Source organism: Echinicola strongylocentroti (assembly GCF_003260975.1).
Taxonomy (GTDB): domain Bacteria; phylum Bacteroidota; class Bacteroidia; order Cytophagales; family Cyclobacteriaceae; genus Echinicola; species Echinicola strongylocentroti.
On sequence record NZ_CP030041.1, the window covers coordinates 681,345 to 699,463 of the forward strand.

An 18,119-nucleotide genomic window follows, 5' to 3' on the forward strand; every position below is an offset into this window, starting at 1 on the left:
TAACATAAAAAGGCAAAGATGAGCCTCGTTTGCAACGAGGCGCTCAAGAGCGTGGCATTTGCAATGCTCCCATCCAACATCAAAAAATCAACAATCCCTGCTCTCTTAAAATCTCCCAAACTTCAGACTCTACCAATTCTCCAAAGTCCCCCATGGTCGCTTCATAATCTTCCCAAATCACCTGCAGCCGGTTGAGTGGCTGGTCATAGGACACCCTCGCAAGGAGACTCATCACCCACTCCCCAAACTCCAATGGTAACTCCATGGCAAAATCTTCCTTTTTGCCGGAAAAGACCAATTCTACAAAACCATCTTCTTCAGCATCCTGAATATCCGGCTGTGCCCCTATCCAAACGATCCGCAAATGCTTCTTATAAATCAATGGAGGCTCTTCCAGTAATTGCTGCTGGATGTAGTTTTCGGAAACGGTGGTAGAGGGAATTTCAAAATCAAACCATTGGGCCAGGGGCATATCAAAGCCAATTCCATGCATATAATTAAAAAGAGATTTGCGAAGCCCCTCCGAAAAAGCAGCATGGTCCACACCTAGAGGGTCTTCATATTCCACCTCGTTATTGGCAAAGGGAGCCAAACTCAAATCAGTACGGTGAACGCCAAATGCTGCTGGATCCAGACCTACTGGACTATGTGCGGTCATGGCAAAACGATGCCAAAAGCCAGACTGCAATACACCCTCTTCAAAAAGCTGCCGCACCATCTCCAAGGAATCCACAGTCTCTTGGGCAGTCTGCGTAGGATAACCGTACATCAGGTAAGCATGTACCATGATGCCCGCTTGGGTGAGGTGATTGGTCACTTGGGCCACCTGTGCCACAGTCACCCCTTTCTTGATCAACCCCAGCAAACGATCCGAAGCCACTTCCAGCCCACCAGAAATCGCAATGCACCCTGAAGCACGCAAAAGACGGCAGAGATCAGCAGTAAAATTGCTCTCAAAGCGGATATTCGTCCACCAGACCACTACCAGTCCACGCCTCAAAATCTCCAATGCCAAATCCCGCATCAAGGCAGGAGGAGCCGCCTCATCCACAAAGTGAAACCCGTTGGTTCCCGTCTTCGCCATGATCTCTTCGATGCGATCACAAAGCATCGAAGCGGTAATCGGCTCATAACGGCCTATATAATCCAGCGAAATATCACAGAAGGTACATTTGCCCCAGTAGCAACCGTGGGCAAGCGTCAGTTTGTTCCATCGACCATCACTCCATAGACGGTGCATGGGATTGGCCACCTCGATCACCGAAAGATAATCGCCCAAGGGCAAGTCGCCGTAGTCCGGCGTCCCCACTTCCCGCTGCGAGACATCTTTGACAGCAGGATTATCCATCATCTTCACTTCGCCGTCCAAACGCACAAAAGTACGCTTCAGCTCCTCCATTGGTCGCAGGCCATCCAAGTGCTCCAGCAACAAACGTACAGGAGCCTCCCCATCATCAAGCGTGATATAGTCTACATAATCAAATATCCGTGGATCTTTCAGTGTCCGAAGTTCTGTATTCGGATAGCCTCCTCCCATCCAGATTTTAATGTTTGGATGCTGATCTTTAAGGTATTGGCCGCATTTGAGACCACCATATAGATTACCCGGAAAAGGAATAGAAAACGCCACAGACGTGGGCTGAAATTCTTGTATTTTCTCTTCCAGCACATCCAGAAGCATGGAATCGATCAAGGTAATGGGCGTTTCCAAAGCAGCCTCCATCCCATCAAAAGTACTGGCCGACATCCCTAACTGCTCTGCATAACGGCTAAACCCAAAATGAGGATCAATGGCCTCTGTAACCAAGTCACCAAGATCCTCCAAATATAAAGTGGACAAATAGCGGGCCTTGTCCCTTAGTCCCATACTCCCAAAAGCCCAATCCACATCATCCAGCTGCGCAAAACGGCCTGCTTGCGGCAGGAAATTCCCTTCGGAAATATGATAGGCCAATGTAGGGTTTTTGTCCTGCAAAAAATCAATCACCGTATCGATGGTTTGCAAATATGCCTCCTTCATCCTAATGATCCGCTGTACATTTTCTGTGTGCTCCAGACCTTGCTCCTCCACCAAATCAAACACCTGAGACAATCCTTCCTTAGAGAATAACCGCAACATCACCTCCAGCCCCAAATCTGCCTGATGGGAAGTAATATTCAGCGTATTGAGATACCCCTTAAGATAAGCCGTAGCTGGATAAGGGGTGTTGAGTTGGGTAAATGGCGGAGTGATAAATAATACTTTTGTGGCCAAAACGGAGCTGTTTGATATGGGGCAAAGTTAGCAAGAATAGATGGAATATTGCATCATCAAAACCTTAGCAATTCCCATCCACATCACATGCTACTCCATCACCATTTCCGCTAAGATCCTGGACGGAAGGTTTGCTCTCCGCATATTCCTTCCAGGAAGTTGCCAATGCTTGGGAAAAAGTCTCCTTGGGCTGTGCTCCAGACACCCCGTACTTCTCATTCATCACGAAAAAGGGCACACCCCTTACGCCAAGTTGATGGGATTCATAAATATCCTGGGTCACCAAAAGGTCCAAATCACGGGAATCAAGCGCTTCTTTTGACTTATCTGCATCCAGCCCCACTTCCACCGCCAGTCTTACCAACGTTTCCGGGTCAGCTGTATTGGCTCCCTCCGTAAAATAAGCCTTAAACAGTCTTTCCTTCATGGCATCCCCTTTCCCTTCGGACTTGGCAAATTGTAAAAGTCGATGCGCCACGCGTCCATTGGCCACGACCACTTTGTCAAAATCATAGTCAAGGCCTTCCTCTTTTGCCATTTCAGCCACTTGATCGCCAGCCTCCTTGACCTGCTCTACGGTCCACCCTTTGGTCTCTGCCAAATATTCGGCAATACTCTTATCAGGATCGGTTTTCATATCTGGATTAAGCAAAAAGCTCTTCCAAATCACTTCTACCTCATCCTTGTGTGGAAATTCTGCCAAAGCAGCTTCCAGCCTTCGCTTGCCGATATAGCAAAAAGGACACATAATGTCCGACCAAATTTCTATTTTCATCTTACTATTTAATTTTAATACCTAAATCAAATGAAGGAAATTTGAGTTCCCAATTGTTGGTTTCTTTTAGCAATCTTCATCTATAAAAACCCACCAATAACGGATAACTTAGTAACTTAACAACTACCAATCGACACTACCAAGGATAACCAATAACATAATAACCGATAATCCAATAACTAATATGAAGACCAAAGAATGCCCATCATGCGCCATGGAAGTAGACGCCAAAGCCAAAATCTGCCCGATCTGCCAATTTGAATTCCCACAACGGAGCCCCATCATCCAATGGGTGGCAATTTTGTTGGCGATATTGTTTGTTTTGTTGTATGTGCTATAATCACATTGAGCAGTGAACTGATCAACATTAAAAAAACGGATCATTTATTGATTGGCAAAAAATCATAACTCATCTTATTAATCAGCGACTTCTACGTGCCATTTTTCTTCATCAAACACCACCAAAAAGGGAACTCCGAAAAGTCCCCTTTTACCTAAAACTATACATTAAACCATCTCCAAATGCTGCTGAAGGGAATCCTTCACCGCATCTGCTACCAATTGATAGAAAGGCACCGGGTCATTATTGACCTGTACCGCTTCCAGTGCTTTGTAATAAGCCAACCTCGATGTTTGATCACCTTTCAGGTTAGCGATTGTATAGCCATTTCCCACCAGCACCAGATTCATGATCAAACGGCTAGTACGTCCATTCCCATCCACAAATGGATGGATGCTCACCAACCGCTCATGCATCTCTGCAGCTAACAGCACCGGATGTAACACATTCTTTTGCTCCTGATAGTGGACAAAATAATCCTCCATCATCTTATCCACCAGATAAGGCTGAGGAGGGACATGCTCACTGCCTGCAATCCTCACAGGAACGCTACGATACTTCCCGGCATTTTCCCTGTCAATACCTTTCAGAATAAGATAGTGCAGCTCCAATAGCGATCGGTTATAGATATCGGCCTTTTCCCTGATCAACTCCTCTAGGTAATCCACCGCTTCAGAATGATTGATGGCTTCCAGATGCTCCCGCATGGATTTACCACCAATCGTAATCCCTTCATTGACCACCAAATGGGTTTCCTGAAGGGTCAGGGTATTTCCTTCGATCCGGTTACTTTCAAAAGTATAGGCCACATTAAAGTACTCTTTCATCTTTTGCAGCTGAGTGGATCCCAATGGCCGCCTTTGCTGCCATTGTTCTTTAAGCTGGTCGATTTCTTCCAACTTCTCCTGTACACTGGCAGGGATTTTATCCATCACCAGTGCTTTTTCTCCTGCCAAGTATTCCACTCGACTCTCTGCCAAAGTCAAAATTTCTGCTGCTCCCACTTCATACTGCACAAGGTCCAACACTTTTTCTGCCAACCACTGTTTCTTCAGCTCAGCAAAAGACAGTCCATAAGCTTCTGACAAGGCCTTTAAATTGGCGGCTGACGGCATTCGCTTACCTCGCTCAAATTTACTGATCAGCCCAGCATCTACCCCGCTATGCTTTACGGCATCTTTTAGCGTAAAGCCTTTTTTCTCTCTGGCTTCTTGTAAGATCTGTGCTAGGGTTTTCATTTTTGACTATTTTACTTTTGACAAATTTAGTCATTTTACAAGGTTTTTAAAAACTTTCAGCACTTTTTCTCTTCCCCTTTTTACAAACCACTAATTGAAAACCGCTACCTTTAATGTTATCAGGTCAAAAAAAGAATCCGTACAATCATTTGGCAATAAATGAAATAAAATTTCATACATCTAAAAACACAAACTACTCACTCTCCCCAAACTATTGAAAAAGGCCATGCCCCCAAATAATCATCGGCAAAAAATCACATTCGTATAAACGAACAGCTACAATATTGAGAGCCTCACAAAGCAAACTATAACGACAGGGTTGCTTTTATAAAATTTATCAAAAAATATTTTGTATATTTAATTTTTAATTCGAACATTTGTACCGCATTAGAAAATGAGCAACCTAATCAACATAGCAACCTTTAACAGCAAGATGGACGTTCTCTCCATCAACAGTATTGCTATGCCTATTTTTTCGCCTAGGAAAAGCTTCAGGAACCTTTTTAGGGCATAGTCCCTGCTATATTATTTGACGTCCTACGCGGATGTCTGCCTTCAAAATCATAATCAAATTTATTTCTTAGAACATTCAAGAGTCAACAGTTGGCCACACGTTATTGGGGTTTTGTGCCAATCCGAGCTCTACCGATAAAGACCAAAAATGACAAAAAGTCAATTTATCATACAAACTGCGGGCGTTCAGCATTGTAAATACGCAGACACCATCGTGGACGAAATGGCCCTTTCTGCCAAAGCACGCGGTACCGGCATTGCCAAACGCTCTCCCGACTATATCATCCAAAAAATGATGGAAGGCAAAGCCGTAATAGCGCTTTCCAAAGAAGGTGAGTGGGCGGGATTCTGCTACATCGAGGCGTGGGGACACGGTAAATTCGTAGCCAACTCCGGCCTCATCGTATCCCCTAACTTCCGGAAATCCGGCTTGGCCAGGGATATCAAAAAAGCGGTATTCAAACTCAGCCGAACCAAGTTTCCCAATGCCAAAATCTTTGGACTGACCACCGGAGCCGCGGTCATGAAGATCAATTCCGAACTTGGTTATGTACCCGTAAGCTACTCAGACCTTACAGACGACGAAGAATTCTGGAAAGGCTGCCAAAGCTGTGTCAACTATGAAATCTTGAAAAGCAAAAACCGTCAAAACTGCCTCTGCACCGCCATGCTCTACGTCCCCAAAGACCAAAAGAAAAAAGACGTGGCCATGAAAAAGGATTTTGGCAAAAACCTCAACCTGTTCGAACGATTGGTGCGCATGAAGCGCGCGGTATTTACAGGTATAAAAAAAAAGACAATAAAGACCTTTGAATTAATATAAACTACACACATGAAAAAAGTTGTTTTAGCATACAGCGGTGGTTTGGACACTACTTTTTGCGCCATTCACCTATCCCAAGAAAAAGGCTATGAAGTACATGCCGTTTTGGTCAATACCGGCGGATTCAGTGAAGAAGAGCTAAAAACCACCGAAAAAAGAGCAGGTAAATTGGGCATCGCCTCTTTTGAGGTATTGGACGTCACCCAGACGTACTATAATGAAGTGATCAAATACCTGATCTTTGGCAACGTGCTAAAAAACCAGACATACCCCCTTTCTGTAAGTGCAGAAAGAATCCTTCAAGCCAAAGCCTTGGCCGAGTATGCCAAAAAGATAGGCGCTAAGTCCATTGCGCATGGTAGTACCGGAGCAGGAAATGACCAAGTCCGTTTTGACATGATCTTCCAGACGATCCTGCCAGAGGCAGAAATCATCACTCCTATCCGTGACCTCAAGCTCAGCCGTGAAGCGGAGATCGAGTACCTGAAAAAGCACGGAGTGGAAATGAATTTCGAAAAGGCAAAGTACTCCATCAACAAAGGCATCTGGGGTACTTCTGTGGGGGGCAAGGAAACGCTTACTTCTGGAGACACACTCCCTGAAGAGGCTTACCCTACCCAACTGACCAAGGAAGAACCAACCAAAATCACCCTTCAATTTGAAGCGGGAGAATTGGCGAGAGTGAATGGTGACAAATTCGACAATCCTGTTGATGCCATTCTAAAAGTGCAGGAGCTGGCAGACCCTTATGCCATTGGCCGTGATATTCACGTGGGAGACACCATTATCGGCATCAAAGGCCGTGTGGGATTTGAAGCAGCAGCCCCTTTGATCATCATCAAAGCACACCAACTACTGGAAAAACATACCCTCACCAAATGGCAGACCTTCTGGAAAAACCAACTGTCCGAGTTTTACGGCAACCATCTTCATGAAGGACATTACCTGGATCCAGTAATGAGAAACCTGGAGGCTTTCCTGGCCGACACGCAACAGTTCGTTACCGGCGAGGTCAAAGTAGCCCTGAAACCCTACCAATTCCAATTGATTGGCATCGATTCTCCGCACGACTTGATGTCGGCTAAATTTGGTAGTTATGGAGAAATGAACAAAGGCTATACTGCCGAGGATGTCAAAGGCTTTACCAAAATCCTAGGCAACCAAACCGCCATTTTCCACAAAGTGAACCAAACCTTAGACAATGACTAAAATAAAAACGGCCGTCATCGGCGCTGCTGGATATACAGGAGGTGAATTACTGAGAATTTTGGTACACCACCCCAATTGTGAACTGGTGTACATCCACAGCAACAGCCAAAAAGGCAAAAAAATAGATGCAGTACACCCGGACCTTATCGGTGATTCCGATTTGGTCTTCACGGATGAAGTGAGCACCGAGGGACTGGACACTGTTTTCTTGGGATTGCCCCATGGGCAGGCCAAGTCTTTTCTGGAAGAACACAAATTTGATGACAACACCGTCATCATTGACCTGAGCACTGACTTCCGTGACGAATCAAATGGTTTCCTGTACGGCCTGCCTGAAGTAAATGCATCCAAAACCAAAGGAGCTAAGCGCATCGCTAACCCGGGCTGCTTTGCCACTGGAATCCAGTTGGCCCTGGCTCCTGCCATCGCCACTGGACTGGCCAAAAACGATATTCACATCACAGGTATCACCGGAAGTACAGGGGCAGGAAAAAAACTGAGCGAGACCACCCATTTCAGTCAACGAAACCAAAATGTATCGGTGTACAAGCTCTTTACGCACCAACACCTCAAAGAAATCAACCAAACTTTCGGGCAATTGCAAGCAGACTTTGATCAAAACCTGTTGTTTGTTCCCTACAGAGGTAATTTCGCCAGAGGAATTTGGGTGACGGCCTACTTCCCCTTTGATGGATCACTGGATGACGCCTATAAAGCCTACCATGACTTCTATGCTGAAGCGGCATTTACCCATGTATCGGAAAAAGACATTGACCTAAAACAGGTAGTAAGCACCAATAAATGCATTGTCCACTTGAAAAAAGAGGCAGGACAACTGGTGATCTATTCCGCCATTGACAATTTACTGAAAGGAGCATCCGGCCAGGCCGTCCAAAACTACAACCTTGCCTTTGGGCTGGACGAAAAAGAAGGTCTCAGGCTCAAAAGCGTCGCTTTCTAAGCAACCTGCCTTGCTATCATTTATCAAAGCGGGCAGTGGACAATGGTCTGCCCGCTGTTGACCATTAACTAAAAAAAACAATAACTTCACACCCTAACGCATGAAACCATTTGACGTATATCCCCTGATCAATGTCACTCCCGTAAAAGCTTCCGGCAGTAAAATCTGGGATGAACAGGGCACTGAATATTTAGATTTATACGGTGGCCATGCTGTGATCAGCATTGGACATAGCCATCCCCATTATACCAAACGGATCAAAGAACAGTTGGACAATATTGCCTTTTATTCCAACTCCGTTCAGATTCCGATCCAAAAGGAATTGGCCAATAAACTGGGAGCACTTTCCGGCTATGCCGATTACGACCTTTTCCTCTGCAATTCCGGCGCAGAAGCCAATGAAAACGCCCTAAAACTGGCATCGTTCGAAACCGGTAAAAAAGGTTTCATTGCCTTTACCAAAGGATTCCATGGCAGGACTTCTGGAGCGGTAGCCCTCACCGACAATCCCAAGATCATTGCCCCATTCAATGAGCACGAAAATGTGCACATCCTGCCTTTCAATGAGCTGGAAGCAGTGGAAAAACAGTTGGCAGCAGGATCCATTGCCGGTGTGATCGTAGAAGGCATTCAGGGAGTTGGTGGCATCCAAGTGCCTGACCCTGATTTCATGCTGGGGCTTTCCAAATTGACCAAACAATACGGTGCCAAACTGATCCTCGACGAGGTCCAATCCGGCTATGCCCGCACCGGAAAGTTCTTTGCCCATCAATGGGTCGAAAGCCTAAAACCTGACTTGATCACTGTAGCCAAAGGGATGGGCAATGGATTTCCTATCGGTGGTGTGCTGATCAGTCCTGAATTCAAAGCTTCACATGGCTTGCTGGGAACCACCTTTGGAGGGAATCACTTAGCGTGTGCGGCTGCTCTGGCGGTGCTTGAAGTCATCGAAGAAGAAAACTTGATCGCCGCAGCAGCAGAAAATGGAAAAGCCATCATGGCGGCATTGGAAAAAGTAGCAGGCGTAACAGAAGTACGAGGCAAAGGCTTAATGATCGGTTTTGATCTGGCATCAGAAGCGGCTCCTGTCCGCTCAGCACTGATTCATAAGCATAAAATCTTCACAGGAAGCTCCGGAGGCAAACACACTATTCGCCTGCTCCCGCCGCTGAATATTGAACCAAAAGCCTTAACTTTATTCGTGGAGAAACTAGAAGAAGTACTGAAAATAAAACAGGCTTAACTTCACCAACTCACTCAACATAAAATATAAGGTGATTTCTTTGAATGTGTCACCAGTTAAAAGAATAGGGAAAACACAGCAAAACCGAAAAGACCAAGTGAAAGCAGTCCGTGAGGTTTTGCTAGAAAACAAAAAAGTATGAAGTACTATACCCAATTTGAAAATAAATCCATTGCCGATCTGCTTATTCAAAAAGCCTTGCAATATAAAAAAGCGCCACTTTCGGATAGTAACCTGGGCAAGGGAAAGCGAATTGGATTGTTATTTCTAAACCCTAGCCTCAGAACGCGCGTCAGTACCCAAATTGCCGCATCAAACCTAGGTATGGAATCCATTGTCCTGAATATGGACAAGGAAAGCTGGGCACTGGAAATGGAAGATGGAGTAATCATGAACCAAGGCAAAGCGGAACACATCAAAGATGCCGCAGGTGTATTGGGAAGCTATTTTGACATCTTGGCATTGCGTGCATTCCCTTCGCTTACCAATAAAGATGAAGACAGTGAGGATTTCATTCTACATCAATTTGCAAAGCACAGTGGCTTGCCCTTGATCAGTTTGGAAAGCGCCATCCGTCACCCTTTACAGAGCTTGGCTGACATGGTCACTATCCAAGAACTCAAACAAAAGGAAAAGCCCAAAGTAGTCCTCACTTGGGCGCCGCACATCAAAGCCATTCCCCACGCAGTGGCCAATTCCTTTGCGGAATGGTCCATTGGATGTGGACACGATGTGACCATCACCCATCCTGAAGGGTATGAGCTCGATGAGCGCTTCACCAACGGTGCCAAAATCGAACACGACCAAGACAGAGCACTGGCCGATGCGGATTTTGTCTATGTAAAAAACTGGAGTGCCTTCAACGAATATGGCAAAATCCTTTGTACTGACGAATCCTGGATGCTCAATGAACAAAAACTTGCGCAGGCTCCAAACGCCAAAGTCATGCACTGCCTACCAGTGAGGAGAAATGTAGAGCTTTCGGATGAAATCCTTGATGGGCCCCGGAGCCTTGTCCAGCACCAAGCCCACAACAGGATCTTTGCTGCACAGGCAGCCCTAAGTGAACTTTTGAAATAACCCTACGACCACAACAACCTATTGACCCATTATGAAAATAAGCATTGTCAAAATCGGTGGTAACGTCATCGATGATCCTGCAAAACTACATGAGTTTCTGACGCTATTTGCCAGACTGGAAGGAAAAAAAATACTTGTCCATGGCGGCGGTGTAATGGCTTCCAAATTTGGCCAGCAATTGGGGATTGAACCCAAAATGGTAGACGGGAGACGCATCACGGATGAAGCGACCCTAGACGTCGTCACCATGGTTTATGCAGGAATGATCAATAAGAAAATCGTGGCCAAACTCCAGCACTTGGAGCAAAATGCCATGGGCTTCACTGGAGCTGATGGCAACCTTATCCGCTCAGTGAAACGCCCTGTATTGGATATTGACTATGGGTTTGTGGGTGATGTAAAAGAAATCGACACGGAGTTACTGGATGTGCTATTGAAAAATAATATAGTCCCTGTTTTTTCCGCCATTACACATGATCGAAAAGGCAATCTCCTCAACACCAATGCAGACACCATCGCCTCCGAAATAGCCACATCCATGGCGGTAAAACATACGGTAAGGCTGTATTTTTGCTTCAATAAAGCCGGTGTACTGATTGATGAAAACAATGATGATTCGCTGGTCCCCAAAATCAACGAGGACATTTATGATGAACTCAAAAGAGATAATGTCATCCACAGCGGCATGATTCCTAAGCTGGACAATGCCTTCAGTGCCCTTCATAAAGGCGTGAGCAATGTGTGGCTGGGCAAAGCAGAAAACCTGATCCTAGCCTCCAAAGGCAAGAAATCAGGCACCGACATCGAAAGACACCGGTATGATCTTTATTGATCACCTTATATTAAGTTAAACAAATCCCCAATACCTTTCAAGTTTTAGATTGCTAGAAGGTATTGGCCCTAAAACTATCCACGGTTTCATGCAGCAGTTAAAGGAGGAAGCCAAACAACTTCTACAACAACTAATAGCGACCCCTTCCCTAAGTCGGGAAGAAGAAAACACCGCTCAGGTGCTGGCAGATTACCTGACCAAAAAAGGCGTACAGGTGAAGCGCTCACAAAACAATGTGTGGGCGACCAACAAGCATTTTGACCCTAAACTGCCCACTGTCCTCCTTAATTCCCACCATGATACTGTAAAGCCCAACAACGGCTACACCAAAGACCCGTTCAAGGCCATTGTGGAAGACGGCAAACTCTACGGACTGGGCAGCAATGACGCTGGTGGATGCCTTGTCAGCCTTATCGCTGTTTTTGTCCATTTCTATGACCGCAAACTTCCTTTTAACCTGATTTTGGCAGCTACTGCGGAGGAAGAAGTAAGTGGAAAAAATGGCATTGCCTCGCTACTGGGAGAATTTCCTACCATAGCGCTGGCCATCGTCGGAGAACCGACATTGCTCGATGTGGCCGTTGCTGAAAAAGGGCTGATGGTCATCGATGCCACCGTGACGGGAAAAGCCGGCCATGCCGCCAGAGATGAAGGCATCAATGCACTTTATGAAGCACTTCCCGACCTCAATGCACTTAAAGATTATACTTTCAAAAAAGTATCCGATTACCTGGGCGAAAGTAAAGTTTCGGCCACTATCATTCAGGCAGGATCACAGCACAATGTCGTTCCCGACAAATGCGTCTATACACTGGATGTCAGGGTCACGGACAGCTATACGCTTCAGGAGGCCTTGGATGAACTCCAGGAATTCCTCAAAGCCGACCTCCAACCAAGATCCATGCGGCTCAACTCTTCGGCATTGCCAAAAGATCACCGCATCTGGGAAGTGATCGACCAATTATCACTCAAATGCTATGGCAGCCCCACCCTATCTGATCAGGCATTGATCCCCTACCCCTCGATCAAAATCGGCCCCGGTGATTCTGCCCGTTCACATACACCGGACGAATTCATCCATTTGGAAGAAATAGACCAAGGAATCGAACGGTATGTGGCTATTTTAGATGCATATGCGAACTTGAAATAAAACACCAGGTGGTCAACGGAAGTTTGGTGGTCGGTGACCAAATAAATAGTGATCAGTAATCAGTGGTTAGTGATTAATGAACAGTGGTTGTTCTACTTACAGCTTAAAATGAAATCAAATTATATTCTTTATATTCATTTATGGAATACGTGAAAGCTTAAAAACCATTAAGAGAATTGACATGGAATATATTTAAGAAATCAATCGACAAAATGCTATGATGACTAAATCAGCATCATTCTGTAGTTAACAGCAAAATGAAATGGGACTGAATGGCGACCGATGAATACTGACCATCCCAAAAGGAAAAGATTGAAACAGCAGTTTTCGAATAAAATAACATTAACGACAAAAATCCCCCAATGAAACTTTGGCAAAAAAACACCACCAGCACCAAGGAAGTAGAACAGTTCACCATTGGACGTGATCCCGAATTTGACATCGTGCTGGCACCTTTTGATGTATTGGGTTCTTTGGCGCATGCCACGATGCTCGAAAGCATCAACCTGCTTACCAAAGAAGAGCTGACGACCCTTAGAAAAGGACTAAAGGAAATCTATCAGGAAATCCAGGAAGGTACTTTTAAAATTGACCCGGGGGTCGAAGATGTCCATTCACAAGTGGAGTTTTTACTGACAGAGCGCTATGGTGACGTGGGCAAAAAACTGCACAGTGGCCGGTCTAGAAACGACCAAGTAGCTGTGGACCTGAAATTGTACTACCGTGCGGTCATCCAAGAGGTACTGGAAGATGCCAAGTCACTCTTTGACCTACTGATCAGTTTAGCGGAGAAGCATAAAAATGACCTCATGCCGGGCTATACCCACACACAGTTGGCCATGCCGTCCTCTTTTGGGCTGTGGTTTGGTGCCATGGCAGAGTCACTGGCAGAAGACCTGGAACTCTGGCTGGCGGCTTACAATCTCGCTGACAGAAACCCGCTAGGTTCTGCAGCAGGCTATGGTTCATCGTTTCCATTGAACAGGACCATGACCACCCAGCTACTTGGCTTCAAGGACATGCACTTTAATGTCATCAATGCCCAGAATAACCGCGGCAAGACAGAAAAATCCATTGCCTTCGCCATGGCAGGGATGGCAGGTACGCTGAACAGGCTTTCGGCAGACATCATCATTTTTATGAACCAGCATTTTGGTTTTGTAAAATTTCCTGACAACCTCACCACGGGATCCAGCATCATGCCGCATAAAAAGAACCCTGATGTCTTCGAGCTGATCCGTGCCAAGGCCAATCAGATCCAAAGTGGCCCCCAAAACCTGATGATGCAGATGACCAATACCACCACAGGCTATCACCGTGACCTGCAACTACTGAAAGAAACGACCTTTCCGGATTTCGAAAAACTCAAAGACTGTCTGCAGATCACCAAGTTTATGCTGGAGCATGTCGAGATCAAATCAGGCATTCTGGATGATAAATTCTACAAACACCTCTTCAGCGTAGAAGTGGTCAATGAACTGGTTTTGCAAGGCATGCCCTTCCGTGACGCTTATAAAAAAGTAGGCCTCGACATCGAAAGTGATGATTTCTCACCACACCACGCTGTCAATCACAGTCATGAAGGAAGCATCGGACAGCTGTGCCTTGACGAAATCAAAGAAAAAATGGAAACATCTTTGGCGAAATTTGACTTTAGTGCCATCGAAGCGAGTTATCAGGAATTACTGGAAGCATAACCAATGGGATTGGAGCGGAGCAAGTTAATCAGCCTCCGCTTCGCTCAGCCTACGGTCTTCTTTACTTCATCGCTACTCGCGGATTACAAATTTCCCTTATCCGACATCCAGATCACATAGCTGGATGGGCAATAGTTATCTTTGCTCTTTCTTTTTATCTCTTTACACTGATCTTGCTACTAAATAACCACTTTCCATTGCCATCTTTATCCAAAATTCGTTATTTTGAGTTTTAAAACATTTTTGCCAAGTGCCGTACAAGGAAAGAGAAATAGAAAAGAAATACTACTCCATTGGTGAAGTAGCCGAAAAATTTAACGTAGCCACCTCGCTGATCCGTTATTGGGAAGGGGAGTTTGATATCATCAAGCCCAAAAAAGACAAAAAAGGCAATAGGAGGTTTACCAAAGAAGACATCGAAAAGATCGGCCTGATTTTTCACTTGGTAAAGGAAAAAGGCTATACGCTCCAAGGCGCCCAGGAAATCATTAAAAAAGACCAATACGAGGTTTCTGACAAAGCAGGAATGGTCAACCGCCTAAAAGAAATCAGGGATTTTTTGTCAGAAATCCGAAACAACATCCATGCAGAAGACAACTCATGAAACACTACTTTACACCATTGCATTAAGTCTGATTCCCAAATTGGGACCTTACGCCTTCAAGAACATCGTCAGTTATTGTGGGGCAGCAGCTAATTTTTTTACCATGCCAAAGGGACGGGCCGCAAAAATCCCTGGAATTGGCAGCAAGCTACTGGCTATCCGAAACCAAAAAGACACCTACCTAAAACAGGCCGAAAAAGTATTGGAGGATTGTGAAAAACACCAGATTACGATCCATACTTACCTTGACCCTTCCTATCCAAGCAGGCTGAAATCCTTCATGGATGCTCCTGTCCTACTATTTACAAAAGGGAGTATTGACCTCAATCCCAAAAGAAGCATCGGCATTGTGGGCACGCGGAATGCTTCTGATTATGGAAAAAACACCACCCGAAAGATCGTCGAAGGGCTGGCTCCTTTTCAGCCAACGGTCATCAGTGGCCTAGCTTATGGCATCGACATCACCTCACACAGGGCAGCATTGGAATTTGAACTCCCTACCATTGCGGTACTGGGCAATTCACTGGAAAGCCTCTACCCTGCCGCCCACAGAAGTACTGCTGAAAGCATGTCGGAAAACGGAGGAGGATTGATTTCAGAATATGCCGTTGGCACCGCAGTACATCCAAGTAATTTCCCCGCTCGAAACCGGATCATCGCTGCGCTATCAGATGCCCTGATCGTGGTGGAAGCTGCCAAAAAAGGTGGTGCGCTGATTACAGCAGAAATTGCCTACAGCTATAACCGGGAAGTTTTTGCCGTACCCGGAAACCTCCAAAACACCTACAGCGAAGGATGTAATAACCTGATCCGATCGATGAAATCCAGCATCTATACTGGTCCTCGCGACATCCAAGAAGCATTATCTTGGACCACCAGTGAAGAAAATGCTTCCCAAATTGCCAAAAGCAACATTGACCTCGATCAATATACAGAACAGGAACAGCACATACTCCGCATCCTTCTGGAAAAGAATCCTTTGGAAATCGACCAACTGAGCTGGCAAAGCCAACTTCCGGTCTCCCAAGTGGCTTCTCTCTTGCTCAACCTGGAATTTCAAGGTGTCGTCAAAGCACTTCCTGGCAAGAAATACCAGCTAGTTTAAAATCGGAATATCCATTAGCCTATCTATTTCGACTTGATCCGTCGCGGCGGACGCTTCCATAAACCGGGCAATGTCGTTTAGTTAAGAAGATTTTCCAATACGGATCGTCCATTGAGAGAATTATGGTTTTAATCCATGGCCTTTTTAAACATGTATAAAATGGATCCGCCTTGCAGGTATTGGGCGTTAAGAAATTAAAAAGTGGGCGGGCAAAATGGCAGGCTTGTTTGACGAAATGCTGCCCAAAAAGAATGTTGGCTGCTAAAAAGGAGGAGTTTGCCTGCATGAGGGGAGGTTATAATTTTAGGCCAATAGATGCACAGCGGCGGGGTTTTTTGGTTACTTTTTTGACCTGCAGCAAAAAAGTAACAAAGGTAAAGAGATGAAAACTATCTTGGGATTTAGCAAGAAAAATAATTAAACCAATATTTCCAGACACATACTAACTAAACAACATTGATAAACCGGATTAAAATCGGAAAATGCTAAGATTACAAAAAATCCGGTTATCCGTGAACAACCTTACTGGAAAACAAAATTAGCCAGCTTCATAGCCTCTCCAAACTCCTCTTTGTTCAGCCCAAAGTCTCCGTGGTTTTTCTCCAACACACCTATCAGCGTTTCCGTGGCCACATTGCCTACCAGCTCATCATTGGCCATCGGACATCCACCAAATCCTTTGATCGCTCCATCAAACCTTTTGCACCCTCCCCTGAGCCCCGCTTCTACTTTCGCGGCTATGCCTTCAGGTCTGCTGTGAAAATGGGCGCCAAATTCAATATGCGGAAAGGCTTCGATATTGGTCGTAAAAATCTTTTCAATCATGGTAGGCTCAGCCACTCCAATGGTATCGGACAAAGCGATGATCTTAACGCCACGTTCATCGAGTTTACCGACAAATTGGGCGACAATATCAGCAGAAAAGGGCTCCCCGTATGGATTTCCAAATCCCATGCTTAAATAGGTCACCAATGTCTTCCCCTTCACCTCACACATATTTTGAAGGTTTTCGACCAGCTCAAGTGCCTCGGTTATGCTCTTGTTGGTATTCCGCTGCTGAAAAGTCTCTGATATGGACAATGGGAAGCCCAAGTAATCGATCTCTTCAAATTGCATGGCATCTTGCGCACCACGGACATTGGCCACGATGGCCAGCAGTTTGGACTTCGAATGGAACAAATCCAGCAGGTCGAGTACTTCGGCGGTGTCGCGCATCTGCGGCACGGCCTTAGGACTCACAAAACTCCCAAAATCCACCGTGTCAAATCCTACTTCCAACAGCTGATTGATATAAGCTGCCTTGATGGCCGTATCGATAAATTCCGCACGTCCCTGCATAGCATCCCTGGGGCATTCGATGATTTTCATGATTGTAAATTAATGCGTTGATGACAGATCGAAGGTATAAAATTTATCTAACTATCCGGGACTTACTTTTAACCAATGTGGACGGTTTTTGAGTAACCACATTGGAGGGCACAATAGGGATGATTCACCGAATCAGCTCAGCGGAATTATCAGTGTTATAGTCTGGTATTAAGGGTAGGCCACAAAGGCTCTAAGGTCCTATGTTTTTTTTGAAATAGAGGTTCCAACTGCTTGACACCTCACATCCTAGTGTTTCGATAGCTGTGCTGTGGAACCACTAGCAGTGATTTTTTAACTCAAACTTGGTTCTTTCGGACTTGATTTGATATTGCCCACAAAAGGAAGATAGCTAACGTTATTTCTCCTACACTAAAACAATGAGATTATTTTTGATACTTACCATGGGCGTTGCCTAGAGCTAAGAATGTTGCGCCCTTTCAGGGCTTATTTTATGCTTGGCTTTTCCAGTTTTTGATTATACGCTTTCTTGTCAGTAGTTTTTATTTCTCGCGGAACGCACAGAAAACCTAAAATGAAACAACGCCTTTCCGTGATTTCTGTGAGGACCTATTTCATATCTCTGTGATTACTGGTATCATTGCGGATATACATAAAAACTAAAAAAGCTATGAAACAACGTCTCATAGCCTTAGTCAATTAATAATAAACCCATAAGTTAAATTTCGGACGTTGTCTCTGAGCAGTAAAGAAGTACTTCAACTACTTTCATCTTCACTACAACTCAAATATTAGACGCCAATCCCAACGCCCTTACATCCAACTAAGTTAATTATCCAAATTTATAATAAATACCCATACCAATCTTTAGTTATTAAAAATATTTTATACTTCAATATAAGATTTTTAAAAAAATTAAATAATTAGAAATAAGAAAAGTAATATACCGAAGCCTCTTACTCAAAATTT

General features: G+C 45.0%; 15 protein-coding genes. 11 read left to right on the forward strand and 4 right to left on the reverse strand.

Translation table 11 applies throughout. From position 1 onward, the window contains the following. Positions 1-79 precede the first annotated feature (79 nt). Entirely contained in the window at positions 80-2,254 is a 2,175-nt protein-coding gene (locus DN752_RS02560; RefSeq protein WP_112782530.1) for a B12-binding domain-containing radical SAM protein, read from the reverse strand. A 64-nt stretch (positions 2,255-2,318) separates the two neighbouring features. Then, positions 2,319-3,029 carry a DsbA family oxidoreductase gene (locus tag DN752_RS02565; RefSeq protein WP_112782531.1) on the reverse strand — a complete coding sequence of 237 codons (711 nt, stop codon included), beginning with the start codon at positions 3,027-3,029 and terminating at the stop codon, positions 2,319-2,321. A gap of 184 nt (positions 3,030-3,213) precedes the next feature. Between DN752_RS02565 and DN752_RS24660 the strand changes: the two genes are divergently transcribed. Next, positions 3,214-3,369, forward strand: a complete 156-nt coding sequence (locus tag DN752_RS24660; protein ID WP_170134440.1) for a hypothetical protein — start codon at positions 3,214-3,216, stop codon at positions 3,367-3,369. Positions 3,370-3,536: 167 nt separating this feature from the next. Here DN752_RS24660 and DN752_RS02570 read toward each other — a convergent pair whose 3' ends face one another. After that, positions 3,537-4,607, reverse strand: a complete 1,071-nt coding sequence (locus tag DN752_RS02570) for a Fic family protein (RefSeq protein WP_112782532.1) — start codon at positions 4,605-4,607, stop codon at positions 3,537-3,539. A 661-nt stretch (positions 4,608-5,268) separates the two neighbouring features. On the opposite strand from DN752_RS02570, the gene DN752_RS02575 reads away from it, so the two are divergent. The 10 genes from DN752_RS02575 to dprA all read left to right on the forward strand — a co-directional run bounded on the left by DN752_RS02575 (position 5,269) and on the right by dprA (position 15,824). After that, the gene (locus tag DN752_RS02575) at positions 5,269-5,943 is read left to right on the forward strand and encodes a GNAT family N-acetyltransferase (RefSeq protein WP_112782533.1); all 675 of its coding nucleotides are present in this window, start codon (positions 5,269-5,271) and stop codon (positions 5,941-5,943) included. Positions 5,944-5,952: 9 nt separating this feature from the next. Next, positions 5,953-7,152 (forward strand): argininosuccinate synthase, encoded by a 1,200-nt coding sequence (gene argG, locus DN752_RS02580; RefSeq protein ID WP_112782534.1) that lies wholly within the window; start codon positions 5,953-5,955, stop codon positions 7,150-7,152. After that, positions 7,145-8,113, forward strand: a complete 969-nt coding sequence (gene argC / locus DN752_RS02585) for an N-acetyl-gamma-glutamyl-phosphate reductase (protein ID WP_112782535.1) — start codon at positions 7,145-7,147, stop codon at positions 8,111-8,113. Before argG ends, argC begins: the two co-directional genes overlap by 8 nt. 100 nt (positions 8,114-8,213) lie before the next feature. Continuing rightward, a complete protein-coding gene (locus DN752_RS02590; RefSeq protein WP_112782536.1) occupies positions 8,214-9,356 on the forward strand; it encodes an aspartate aminotransferase family protein in 1,143 nt (380 codons plus the stop codon). A gap of 138 nt (positions 9,357-9,494) precedes the next feature. Next, entirely contained in the window at positions 9,495-10,436 is a 942-nt protein-coding gene (locus DN752_RS02595) for an N-acetylornithine carbamoyltransferase (RefSeq protein ID WP_112782537.1), read from the forward strand. Between the two features lie 31 nt (positions 10,437-10,467). Continuing rightward, on the forward strand, positions 10,468-11,268 hold the full coding sequence (argB, locus tag DN752_RS02600) for an acetylglutamate kinase (protein ID WP_112782538.1): 801 nt from the start codon (positions 10,468-10,470) through the stop codon (positions 11,266-11,268). 88 nt (positions 11,269-11,356) lie between these two features. Next, positions 11,357-12,418: a M20 family metallo-hydrolase gene (locus tag DN752_RS02605; RefSeq protein ID WP_112782539.1), complete on the forward strand. Its 1,062-nt coding sequence runs from the start codon at positions 11,357-11,359 to the stop codon at positions 12,416-12,418. 362 nt (positions 12,419-12,780) lie between these two features. Next, positions 12,781-14,115: an argininosuccinate lyase gene (gene argH, locus DN752_RS02610; protein ID WP_112782540.1), complete on the forward strand. Its 1,335-nt coding sequence runs from the start codon at positions 12,781-12,783 to the stop codon at positions 14,113-14,115. A 250-nt stretch (positions 14,116-14,365) separates the two neighbouring features. Next, positions 14,366-14,719 carry a MerR family transcriptional regulator gene (locus DN752_RS02615; RefSeq protein ID WP_112782541.1) on the forward strand — a complete coding sequence of 118 codons (354 nt, stop codon included), beginning with the start codon at positions 14,366-14,368 and terminating at the stop codon, positions 14,717-14,719. Next, entirely contained in the window at positions 14,700-15,824 is a 1,125-nt protein-coding gene (gene dprA / locus DN752_RS02620) for a DNA-processing protein DprA (protein WP_112782542.1), read from the forward strand. The genes DN752_RS02615 and dprA overlap by 20 nt, the downstream gene beginning before the upstream one ends. 522 nt (positions 15,825-16,346) lie before the next feature. Here the strand turns inward: dprA and DN752_RS02630 are convergent. Continuing rightward, on the reverse strand, positions 16,347-17,192 hold the full coding sequence (locus DN752_RS02630; RefSeq protein WP_112782544.1) for a hydroxymethylglutaryl-CoA lyase: 846 nt from the start codon (positions 17,190-17,192) through the stop codon (positions 16,347-16,349). Positions 17,193-18,119 lie beyond the last annotated feature (927 nt).

Bases quoted from the DNA above. Each gene is read 5' to 3' on its own strand.
- DN752_RS02565 (WP_112782531.1), bottom strand. From the start codon at position 3,029: ATGAAAATAGAAATTTGGTCGGACATTATGTGTCCTTTTTGCTATATC.
- DN752_RS24660 (WP_170134440.1), top strand. From the start codon at position 3,214: ATGAAGACCAAAGAATGCCCATCATGCGCCATGGAAGTAGACGCCAAA.
- DN752_RS02570 (WP_112782532.1), bottom strand. From the start codon at position 4,607: ATGAAAACCCTAGCACAGATCTTACAAGAAGCCAGAGAGAAAAAAGGC.
- DN752_RS02575 (WP_112782533.1), top strand. From the start codon at position 5,269: ATGACAAAAAGTCAATTTATCATACAAACTGCGGGCGTTCAGCATTGT.
- argG (WP_112782534.1), top strand. From the start codon at position 5,953: ATGAAAAAAGTTGTTTTAGCATACAGCGGTGGTTTGGACACTACTTTT.
- argC (WP_112782535.1), top strand. From the start codon at position 7,145: ATGACTAAAATAAAAACGGCCGTCATCGGCGCTGCTGGATATACAGGA.
- DN752_RS02590 (WP_112782536.1), top strand. From the start codon at position 8,214: ATGAAACCATTTGACGTATATCCCCTGATCAATGTCACTCCCGTAAAA.
- DN752_RS02595 (WP_112782537.1), top strand. From the start codon at position 9,495: ATGAAGTACTATACCCAATTTGAAAATAAATCCATTGCCGATCTGCTT.
- argB (WP_112782538.1), top strand. From the start codon at position 10,468: ATGAAAATAAGCATTGTCAAAATCGGTGGTAACGTCATCGATGATCCT.
- DN752_RS02605 (WP_112782539.1), top strand. From the start codon at position 11,357: ATGCAGCAGTTAAAGGAGGAAGCCAAACAACTTCTACAACAACTAATA.
- argH (WP_112782540.1), top strand. From the start codon at position 12,781: ATGAAACTTTGGCAAAAAAACACCACCAGCACCAAGGAAGTAGAACAG.
- dprA (WP_112782542.1), top strand. From the start codon at position 14,700: ATGCAGAAGACAACTCATGAAACACTACTTTACACCATTGCATTAAGT.
- DN752_RS02630 (WP_112782544.1), bottom strand. From the start codon at position 17,192: ATGAAAATCATCGAATGCCCCAGGGATGCTATGCAGGGACGTGCGGAA.